This is a genomic window from Streptomyces sp. NPDC048664, from assembly GCF_040650555.1.
GTDB lineage: Bacteria > Actinomycetota > Actinomycetes > Streptomycetales > Streptomycetaceae > Streptomyces.
Map to the genome: position 1 here is coordinate 1 of NZ_JBEZHK010000059.1, position 9,484 is coordinate 9,484.

At 71.2% G+C, this 9,484-nt stretch carries 9 protein-coding genes; 7 read left to right on the forward strand and 2 right to left on the reverse strand.

Translation table 11 applies throughout. The features are described 5' to 3' along the window. Positions 1-364 precede the first annotated feature (364 nt). Positions 365-1,564, forward strand: coding sequence for a DUF2993 domain-containing protein (locus AB0C59_RS34550; protein ID WP_363011777.1), 1,200 nt, complete (start codon positions 365-367; stop codon positions 1,562-1,564). 72 nt (positions 1,565-1,636) lie between these two features. Here the strand turns inward: AB0C59_RS34550 and AB0C59_RS34555 are convergent, their stop codons facing one another. Both AB0C59_RS34555 and AB0C59_RS34560 read right to left on the reverse strand, forming a co-directional pair. Continuing rightward, on the reverse strand, positions 1,637-2,653 hold the full coding sequence (locus AB0C59_RS34555; protein WP_363011793.1) for a DUF6745 domain-containing protein: 1,017 nt from the start codon (positions 2,651-2,653) through the stop codon (positions 1,637-1,639). A 62-nt stretch (positions 2,654-2,715) separates the two neighbouring features. Further along, a complete protein-coding gene (locus AB0C59_RS34560; RefSeq protein WP_363011779.1) occupies positions 2,716-3,042 on the reverse strand; it encodes a hypothetical protein in 327 nt (108 codons plus the stop codon). A 172-nt stretch (positions 3,043-3,214) separates the two neighbouring features. Here AB0C59_RS34560 and AB0C59_RS34565 point away from each other — a divergent pair, with 172 nt between their 5' ends. From AB0C59_RS34565 to AB0C59_RS34590, 6 genes are all read left to right on the forward strand, one after another. Further along, entirely contained in the window at positions 3,215-4,174 is a 960-nt protein-coding gene (locus tag AB0C59_RS34565; RefSeq protein WP_363011781.1) for an STM4015 family protein, read from the forward strand. 7 nt (positions 4,175-4,181) lie between these two features. Continuing rightward, positions 4,182-5,153 carry an STM4015 family protein gene (locus AB0C59_RS34570; RefSeq protein WP_363011783.1) on the forward strand — a complete coding sequence of 324 codons (972 nt, stop codon included), beginning with the start codon at positions 4,182-4,184 and terminating at the stop codon, positions 5,151-5,153. Then, entirely contained in the window at positions 5,134-6,306 is a 1,173-nt protein-coding gene (locus tag AB0C59_RS34575; RefSeq protein WP_363011785.1) for an STM4014 family protein, read from the forward strand. The genes AB0C59_RS34570 and AB0C59_RS34575 overlap by 20 nt, the downstream gene beginning before the upstream one ends. Positions 6,307-6,368: 62 nt before the next feature. Then, positions 6,369-7,175: an STM4013/SEN3800 family hydrolase gene (locus AB0C59_RS34580; protein ID WP_363011787.1), complete on the forward strand. Its 807-nt coding sequence runs from the start codon at positions 6,369-6,371 to the stop codon at positions 7,173-7,175. Beyond that, positions 7,172-8,527, forward strand: coding sequence for an STM4012 family radical SAM protein (locus tag AB0C59_RS34585; protein ID WP_363011789.1), 1,356 nt, complete (start codon positions 7,172-7,174; stop codon positions 8,525-8,527). The genes AB0C59_RS34580 and AB0C59_RS34585 overlap by 4 nt, the downstream gene beginning before the upstream one ends. Before the next feature lie 9 nt (positions 8,528-8,536). Beyond that, positions 8,537-9,394 carry an STM4011 family radical SAM protein gene (locus AB0C59_RS34590; RefSeq protein ID WP_363011791.1) on the forward strand — a complete coding sequence of 286 codons (858 nt, stop codon included), beginning with the start codon at positions 8,537-8,539 and terminating at the stop codon, positions 9,392-9,394. Positions 9,395-9,484 lie beyond the last annotated feature (90 nt).

Consider the following 9,484-nt stretch of genomic DNA (forward strand, 5'->3'; position numbering starts at 1 on the left):
CCCGCGGACGTCGAGCTCGCCGCATGACCCCAGCAAGACCGAATCACCCCAAACCCGACAGGGGTGCCTTGACGAAGGACATAGAGGCACCCCCCGGCCATGTCCGGGCGGGGGGCACAGGAGAGCACGTCGCGCGGGCGGTGCTCCGGACCGCATGTCGCCACCCGCACGCCCGGTTGAGGTCAACTCACTTGCCTCAAAGGCTCGTTCGGGACGTACACGACCGAGTCGCCCACGAACCGCCAGGACGTGAGTGACGTCACGCCGCTCTTCTGGTCATGCGTTCGGATCAAGTGGCGAGATATGATCACATAGTGTGATGCGTACCCCCCACACACAGACGCATCATGGCGCTCCCTCGGACGTGCCCTTCCCCAGAACGGTTCCGCCACGCCCCAGCCCCTACGACGAGCTGGCCGCGCTGGCGGACCCGCCGCCGGGCGACCTCCTCGCGGAGGACGACGCCGCGGGCATGCGGGACGACGACGCCGGGGAGCCCTGGTCCCCACCCAACCACCGGCGCACCAACCGGCGCCGGAACCGGGCCACCGGCCTGCCCACCATGGCCAAGGCCCTGGTCTGGGTGCTGACCTTCGCCTGCCTCGCCGTCCTGGCCGACCGCTGGGCGCTGCTCTACGCCGAGCACAAGGCCTCCCAGAAGCTCAAGGACTCCCTTCATCTGACCGCGGCACCCGAGGTGCACATCGGGGGCCTGCCCTTCCTCACCCAGGTGGCCGCGCAGCGCCTGGACTCGGTCCAGGTCACCGTGCCCGACGTCCCCGCCGGCCGGGTCGCCCTCACCCAGGTCACCGCCACCGCCAACGACGTACGCATCGACGGTGACGGCCCCACCGCGGTCCGTGGCGCGCTCCTTCGGCAGGTGCACGGCCGCGTCCTGCTGTCCTTCGCCGACATGAACCGGGAACTCGGAGCCTCGCAGGTGGCTTTCACCCCGCACGGCCCCGACCGCGTGCGGGCCCGTGGCGCGCTGCGTGTGGCGGGCCGCGGCCTGCGCGCGCAGGCCGACGTCCGCATCCGGCGCGACGGGCTGCGTGGTATCACCACCTCGGCACAGGACATACGGCTCGACATCGGCGACCTCGCGACCTACCGTCCGGGCACCAAGCCCTCCGAGGGCCTCCACCTCACCGCCGCCTCGGCCCGCCGTCTCACCCAGGAGGTGGCGAAGGTCAAGGCCATGCTGGCCGTCCCGGAGATCGTGCATCGCCTCGGTGTGCCCGACAACGTGGTGCGCACCGCGCTGACCGACGAGGACAAGCTGCACCGGCTCACCGGCACGCCCCGCTTCCTGCACGCCCTGACCCGCGTGAACCTCGCCGACGCCGCGCTCGCTCACCCCCAGCTCATCGAGCGGCTGGGCCTGGACATGTCCCTGTTCACCGCGTTGACCAAACTGACCCGCCCCCAGGTCGCCGACCACTTCTCCTTCGCTCTCCACATTCCCCGCCCGCCCACGGGGTCCCTCAGCCTTCAACGCGTGACGGTGGGCAAGGACGGCATCGAGGCCGATGTGTCGGGAACCGGACTGCTCGTGGGGCACTGACTCGGCCCGGCGGGCCGAACCTGGCGGGCCGACGGCGTCCCGCCCGGCCGCCGCGGGTTCTCGCGGCCGGGTTCAGGTCTGCCTCACCGGCGTGTAGTCGGCCTCCTCCAGCCCGAAGGTCCATGCGACGCCCTCCCGCGCGGTCCTGACCCTCGGCGGTACCCGGAGCCAGTAGATGCGGTGGGTGCCGTCGGGTTCCGGGGTGGAGTTGACCACCTCGACCATCACCAACGGCTCATCGCCGTCCAGTTCGATGCGCCACAGCACCCCTGCCTCGTCACGCTGCACGGGCTCGGCCCCGGACTCCTCCAGATAGCGGTCGTAGCCGTAGTGTTCCAGCATCACGCGGCGCAGTTCGGCGTTCTCCTCCTCTCGAATGCGCCTCGGATCGAGCCCGGCGAGCTCGTCGAGGAACTCGGCGGGGACCGGCATGCCGTGCCAGGCGTACAGCGCGAATCCGTCGGGGAAGGCGAGCGCGGGGCCGTCACCCCGGTCGAGTCGGCCCGCCTCGTCGCGGTGCAGTTCCACGGGGCGTTCGCAGACGACCGCGATCCTCTCGTACGGCCACCACCAGCCGGCCGAGCGGGCGAGAGCGGCGACTCCGTCGAGCGCCCCCTCGTCGTCGTGACCGTCGAAGGCCGCCAGCCATGCCGCGTCGTGCTGGCCCAGGACCGCGTCGAGAAGAACCATCCGGACGGCCTGCTCTCCCCCGGCCTCCTGGTGCGACGCCTCGACCACGCCTGCGCGTATGCGCTCGGTCAGCATGACCGCGCCGTCCCACAGGTGCGCCCCCGTCAGGGTCCAGTGCTCGGCCCAACCGGTGGGCCCCAGCCGGTCGAGGAGACGCTGCCGAACAGCGGCCCAGGGCCGGGTTCGCACCTCCTCGCGGACGCTGCGGCCGGTAGCGCCCCGCGCCGTGAGGAGCGCCGCCCTGCGCGTCCCCTCGCGGGGCGAACCCACCCACTCGATGCGCTCCGGCTCGGGCAGGCCCGCCAGTCGGTAGGCCAGGCGAACCCCCTCCTCGGCGGCCGTGCGGTCCGCCGGGCCGGTCGCGGCCGCCACCTCGCGCCACTTGCCCACGATGTCCATCTGTACCGGGTCCTTCCCTCTGGTCTCCATCGGCGTCGTCACCCTTCCGCTCCCCCGCCGGCTCAGTCCGCAACGACGCGGACCGCGCCGGGCGCGTACTCTCGCTGCCTCACCACGCGGTACCAACCCTTGGGCAGGGGTATCGCCGCGTGTTCCTCGTGCACCACCCGCCCTCCGTCGGGAAGATGGAGGTAGGCGGCCGAGAACGGTCCGACCGCCCGGAACAGGGTTCCCGGGCCGACCACCGCGTGGGCGTGTCCGGTGACCTCGCCGAGGGCCAGCACGAGCCTCCCCCGCGCGTCCCGGGGCTGTCGTGGCAGCCGGTCCGCCTCCGGCGCCGCGGCCGTCTGCGCGACGGGCACGATCAGGACGTCGCCCTGCCGGTACATAGGTGTCTCCCTCCCCGACGGCCGTTCGCCGATCGATGTCCACGACGCTACGCGGGGGGTCTGACAACGCCTCGGAACGCGGCCCGCGCCCACCCGTCGCCGGCATTGTCAGTGGGGCTTGGTAGAACATCGCTTGTAACTCACCGTGTTCGGGTCTCAGGAGGCCGACGCCATGTCCGACGTAGCGCATCTGCAGGAACTGCACGGCCTCGCGGCCTTCGACTTCCCCGACCCCTCCTCGCGCGAGGAACTGCCGGAGGCCGGCGCCGTGGCCTGGCGGCTCAGCGTCGATCCCTACGGGGACAACCCGCAGGAGGGCTTCGACGACCTGTGGAACCGCTTCCTCGGCTCCGTCGACCCCGCCGGTGTGCGGGCGATCGTCGTCGGGCAGTGGGGCGAGCCGTACGACAACGACTCCAGCGGCATCGTGCGGTGCCTCGTGGACGCCCGTGACCGGCTGACGTCACTGCGGGCGGTGTTCCTCGGGGACCTGGAGATGGAGGAGGCTGAGATCTCCTGGATCGAGCAGTCCGATGTCGCACCGGTGCTTGAGGCCTATCCCCTGCTCCAGGAGTTCGGGATCCGTGGGGGTACCGGTCTGCGCTTCCCGGCGGTCCGACACACCCACCTGAACAGCCTCCGCTTCGAGGCGGGCGGCCTCCCCGGAGAGGTGGTGCGCGGTGTCGCGGCCAGCGAGCTGCCCGCGCTGGAGAGCCTCGTCCTGTGGTTCGGCGTGGAGGAGTACGGAGGCGACGCGACGGTGGCCGACCTGGCGCCGATCCTCGCCGGGGGCGGCTTTCCCGCTCTGCGCCATCTCGGGCTGTGCAACAGCGAGATCCAGGACGAGATCGCCGCCGCCGTGGCCGGAGCCCCCCTCGTCGCCCAGCTGAGCTCACTCGACCTGTCCCTCGGGGTGCTCACCGATACCGGTGCCGAGGCCCTGCTCAGCGGCCAGCCACTGACCCACCTCAAACGGCTGGACCTCCACCACAACTTCGTCACCGAGCCGGTCGCCGGACGGATACGGGCGGCGCTGGAGCCGTCAGGAGTCGACATCGACCTCTCCGAACCCGGTGACTTCTGGGAGGACGACGAAGGCGTCGTCCACCGATACACCGCCGTAGCGGAATGAGACCGTCATGACCTTCACCCACGCCGACCGCTTCGACACGTTCCACGGCCTGCCCGTCTTCCCCCTCCCCGAGCCGGGTGACCAGACGCTTCCCCAGGCCGGCGACGTGGCCTGGCGGCTCGACTGCTACGAGGCGGGAGAGCTCCCGTTCCCCGAGTTGTGGGAGGCCTTCACGGCCCAGGTGGCGAGCAAGGACGTACGGGCTCTGGTCATCGGCCCCTGGTGGGACGACGAGTACAGCGAACTGCGCCCGGCCCTGGAGCTCATCGTGGCCGACGCGGAGCGCTTCCCCGCGCTCCGTGCCCTGTTCCTCGCCGATGTCGTGGGCGAGGAGTGCGAGATCTCCTGGCTCCAGCTCACCGACGTCACGCCCGTGTTGACGGCGTTTCCCCTGCTGCGGGAGTTCGTCGTCCGCGGCGGGGACTCCCAGGGGCTGGGCGAGGAGTCCTTGTCGCTGCATCCGGTGCGCCATGAGGCGCTTCGCGTGCTGCGGTTCGAGTCGGGTGGACTGCCGGGCCAGGTCGTACGGGCCATCGGCGCCTGCGATCTGCCCGCTCTGGAACGTCTGGAGCTGTGGCTCGGCGTCGAGCAGTACGGCGGTGACGCGACGGTGGCCGATCTCGCACCGGTCCTCTCCGGGGCCCGCTTCCCGACGTTGCGCCATCTCGGCCTGCAGAACAGCGAGTTGCAGGACGAGATAGCGGCATCGGTCGCCTCGGCACCGGTGGTGGCGCAACTGGAGTCGCTGAGCCTCTCCCTGGGCACCCTCACCGACACCGGTGCCGAAGCCCTGCTCGGCGGCCAGCCGCTGCACCACCTCGCGCGGCTGGACCTGCACCACCACTACCTGAGCGACGCCGTCGCCGACCGTGTCCGCGCGTCCGTCGGCTCCGCCGGAGCCGAGGTGGTGCTCTCCGATCGTCAGACTCCGCATCGTTGGCGGGACGAGGAGTGGCGCTATGTCGCCGTCTCCGAATAGCCCGGCGAAGGCCGCCGGCCCTCGCTTCGCCGTCGTCGGCAATCCCGAGAACCGGCGGACCACGATGTTCGCCGAGGCCGTCATGGCGGCGGGCCACACGCCCCCGCGCGTGGTGGCGTGGCTCGACGTCCTGCGAGGCCGGTACGCCTTCACACCGGGCGAGGTGGTGCGGATCGACTCCCCGGGTGAGAACGCCGAGGTCGACCGGCTGCTGCGGGGCGTCGACGACCCCACCCGGGTCGAGGGGACAGCCGTGTGGCACCGCCGTTTCACGGCGGCGGTGCGAGAGGTGACGGACGCGGCGCACCGTGCCGGCGCGGTGACATGCGCGGACCCGGAGGACGTCGCCGTCATGTTCGACAAGCGGCGATGCCATGCCCGGCTCACCGCCGCGGGTGTCCCGGTCCCGCGAGCCCTGGCAGGCCCGGTGGACGGGTGGGCATCGCTCCGGGAGCAACTGAGCGCCGCCCGCATCTCACGGGCCTTCGTCAAACCGGCACACGGCTCGTCGGCCTCCGGGGTGGTGGCGTTGGCGCTGGCGGGGCCCGGCCGGGTCAAGGCGACCACCTCCGTGGAGACCACCCCCGACGGGCACCTGCACAACTCGCTGCGGGTGCGGGCCTACACACGGGAGAGCGAGGTGGCCGCCCTCGTCGACGCCTTGGCCCCGGACGGGATCCATGTCGAATGGTGGGTGCCCAAGGCCTCCCTGAGGGGCCGGTCCGCCGATCTGCGGGTCGTCGTGGTGGCGGGCCGTGCCACGCACGCCGTGATACGGACCAGCCGTCACCCGATGACTAATCTGCATCTCGGCGGCGCCCGAGGCGACCTGGACGAGGCACGTGAGGCGATCAGGGCGGCGGGCGGCGACTTCGCCGACGTGCTCGACACGGCCGAGCGGGCGGCCGCGTGCTTCCCGGGCACGCTGTGTGTCGGCGTGGACGTCCTGCCGTCCACCGGCTGGCGCCGCTTCACCGTCGGTGAGGTGAACGCCTTCGGGGACCTGCTGCCCAGGCTGACCGGGCTGCCCGGCAGCGGCGCCGAGGGCCTGGACACCTACGCCGCGCAGGTCGCCGCGGCACCGACGGCCGCCCGGCGAGCGGCCCGCGAGGAGTACCGCCGTGACAGACCCGCCTGCCCTGGACCTTCATGACATCACTGCCCGACCCTGAACTTGACGTGGAACGTGACGTGGATCCTGACGTGGAAATCGACATGAGCGAGATCGTGGGCAGCCACGACCTCCTGCTCGTCACCCTGGACACCCTCCGCTACGACGTGGCGCAGGAGTTGGCGGCGGCCGGGCGCCTCCCGAACCTGGGCAGGCATCTTCCCCGAGGCGGCTGGGAACGCCGGCACGCACCGGGCAGCTTCACCTACGCCTCCCACCAGGCCATGTTCGCGGGCTTTCTGCCGACGCCGGCCGAACCGGGGCCGCACCCGCGGCTCTTCGCGGCCCGTTTCGCGGGCAGTGAGACCACCGCGGGCAACACCTACGTCTACGACACTCCCGACCTGGTGTCGGGTCTGGCCGCCGCGGGCTACCGCACCGTCTGCATCGGCGGGGTGGGGTTCTTCAACAAGCAGGGGCCCTTGGGCTCCGTGCTGCCGGGACTGTTCCAGGAGAGCCATTGGGAGCCGGAGTTCGGGGTGGCCTCTCCCACGTCCTTCGAGGCGCAGGTGGCCTGCGCCGAGAAGGTCGTCGCCGGACTTCCTCATGAGCAGCGCCTGTTCCTCTTCGTGAACGTGTCGGCTCTGCACCAGCCCAACTGGTTCCATCTCGCCGGGGCCACCCGCGACGCGGGCGACACCCGCGCCTCCCACGCCGCGGCGCTGGAGTACGTGGACCTGCACATGGGACGGCTCCTGTCGGCCGCCGGAAGCCGACGCCCCTGCCTGGCCATCGTCTGCTCCGATCACGGCACCGCCTACGGAGAAGACGGCTACAGCGGTCACCGGATCGGCCATGACGTCGTCTGGACCGTGCCCTACGCCCACTTCTTCGTCGACGAGGACCGATGACCACCACCAGCACGACAGCACCAGCCGTCCGCCCCTACCAGCAGTACGTCTACGCGTACCCGCACAAGACCGCGTACCGCCCGCTGCGCCGGGAGGACGCGTCGCTGCGCGACCTGTGGGCGAGTGAGCCGAAGGACGCCCTCTCGCTCTACTTCCACATCCCCTTCTGCGAGGTGCGCTGCGGCTTCTGCAATCTCTTCACCCGCATCGGCGCGCCGGACGGCCTGTCCACGGCCTATCTGGACGCGCTGGAGCGTCAGGCCACGGCGGTGCGCGAGGCGCTGGGAGAGGGGGCGCGATTCGCCAACGCGGCCTTCGGCGGCGGAACTCCGACGTTTCTGGACGCCGGGGAGCTGGAGCGGTTGTGCGATCTGGCCGAACGCGGCCTGGGCGCCGATCTCACCGCCATACCGCTGTCGGTGGAGGCATCGCCCGCCACCGCCACCGCCGACCGGCTCGCCGTGCTGGCCGAGCGCGGCACCACTCGGTTGAGCCTGGGCGTGCAGAGCTTCGTCGACGCCGAGGCACGCAAGGCCGTACGGCCGCAGCGCCGCGCGGACGTCGAAGCGGCCCTGGCCCGAGTCCGTGACGCCGACATCCCCGTCCTCAACATCGACCTGATCTACGGCATCGACGGGCAGACCGAGGCGTCCTGGACCCACTCGCTCGACGCGGCGTTGTCCTGGAGGCCGGAGGAACTATACCTGTATCCCCTCTATGTGCGCCCGCTCACCGGACTGGGGCGGCATCGCGACCAGCTCGCCGGTGAGGCCGCATGGGACGAGCAGCGGCTTCGGCTCTACCGCCACGGCCGCGATCATCTGCGCGCACACGGCTACGAGCAGGTGTCGATGCGTATGTTCCGCCGTGCGGACGCCCCGGCCACGGGCGGGGAGGACTACGCGTGCCAGACGGACGGAATGGTCGGTCTCGGCTGCGGCGCCCGCTCCTACACCTCCGCGCTGCACTACTCCTTCGACTACGCGGTGGACATGCACCGCATACGCGCGATCATCGACGAGTACACCGCCCGCTCGACCGACGACTTCCGTCACGCCGACTTCGGCTGGGAGATGGACGCGGACGAGACCCGGCGCCGCCATCTGCTCCAGTCGCTGCTGCAGGCCGAGGGCATGGGAATCGCGGAGTACCGGACCCGGTTCGGCATCGAGCCGGGCCAGGACTTCGCCGCCGAACTCGACCGGTTCCGCGAACAGGGCTGGCTGGAGGACTCCACCGGGCCGGAGGTGCTGCGGTTGTCGGCCGAGGGACTGGCCTACTCCGACGCGCTGGGACCCGAGTTGTTCTCCATCGCCGTGCGTGAGCGCATGGCCGCGTACGGGCCGAGGTGACCGCGCCGCATGGACCTCACCGTTCTCTACCGCGGCCCGCTCGCCTCGTGCGACTACGACTGCCCGTACTGTCCCTTCGCCAAGCGCAGGGACAACCGCGCCCAGCTGACCGCCGACCGCGCCGCTCTGGAGCGCTTCGCGGCCTGGGCGGCCGCGCAGTCGGACGACCAGCTCTCCCTGTTGTTCACTCCGTGGGGTGAGGGCTTGGTGCGGTCCTGGTACCGGCGAACGCTCGCGGAGCTGAGCCGGCTTCCGCACATCCGACGGGTGGCCATCCAGACCAATCTCAGCTGCCGTACGGAGTGGCTGGGCACGGCGGACCTGGACACGCTCGCCCTGTGGTGCACCTTCCACCCCGGGCAGACTCCGTACGAGCGCTTCCTGGCCAAGTGCCGGGATCTGGCCGCCCGCGGTGTCCGCCACAGTGTCGGCGTCGTCGGGTTTCCCGAGCACCTGCGGGAGGCGCGCCGCTTGCGCGCCGACCTCCCCGAGCAGGTGTACCTGTGGGTCAACGCCGCCGAGGGGCACGTGTACACCGACGCCGAGGCCGACCAGTGGACCGCTCTCGACCCCCTCTTCCCGTACAGCCGCCATCCGCATCGCAGCGCCGGTCTTCCCTGTCGTACCGGCGAGTCCGTCATCTCGGTGGACGGCGAGGGCACGGTGCGCCGCTGCCATTTCGTCCGGTCGGAACTGGGCAACCTGTACGACGGCTCCTACCGGCGGGCGCTGCGCCCACGTGCCTGCCCCCTGGCGGCTTGCGACTGTCACATCGGCTACGTCCATCTGGAGACGCTGCCTCTGTACGACGTGTTCGCGGGCGGAGTCCTGGAGCGGATCCCGGCCGACGTGCGGGTGGGTGCGTGAACGAGCCCCGGATGTGTGGTCCGGGGCTCGTTGTCCCTGTGTCAGCGTGTTGTTAGGGGTGCGCTGGAGGGGTGGTGGGTGGGGTTAGCG

Coding starts and splice junctions, on each gene's coding strand:
- AB0C59_RS34585 (WP_363011789.1), top strand. CDS start 7,172: ATGACCACCACCAGCACGACAGCACCAGCCGTCCGCCCCTACCAGCAG.
- AB0C59_RS34565 (WP_363011781.1), top strand. CDS start 3,215: ATGTCCGACGTAGCGCATCTGCAGGAACTGCACGGCCTCGCGGCCTTC.
- AB0C59_RS34570 (WP_363011783.1), top strand. CDS start 4,182: ATGACCTTCACCCACGCCGACCGCTTCGACACGTTCCACGGCCTGCCC.
- AB0C59_RS34580 (WP_363011787.1), top strand. CDS start 6,369: ATGAGCGAGATCGTGGGCAGCCACGACCTCCTGCTCGTCACCCTGGAC.
- AB0C59_RS34560 (WP_363011779.1), bottom strand. CDS start 3,042: ATGTACCGGCAGGGCGACGTCCTGATCGTGCCCGTCGCGCAGACGGCC.
- AB0C59_RS34555 (WP_363011793.1), bottom strand. CDS start 2,653: ATGGACATCGTGGGCAAGTGGCGCGAGGTGGCGGCCGCGACCGGCCCG.
- AB0C59_RS34575 (WP_363011785.1), top strand. CDS start 5,134: ATGTCGCCGTCTCCGAATAGCCCGGCGAAGGCCGCCGGCCCTCGCTTC.
- AB0C59_RS34590 (WP_363011791.1), top strand. CDS start 8,537: ATGGACCTCACCGTTCTCTACCGCGGCCCGCTCGCCTCGTGCGACTAC.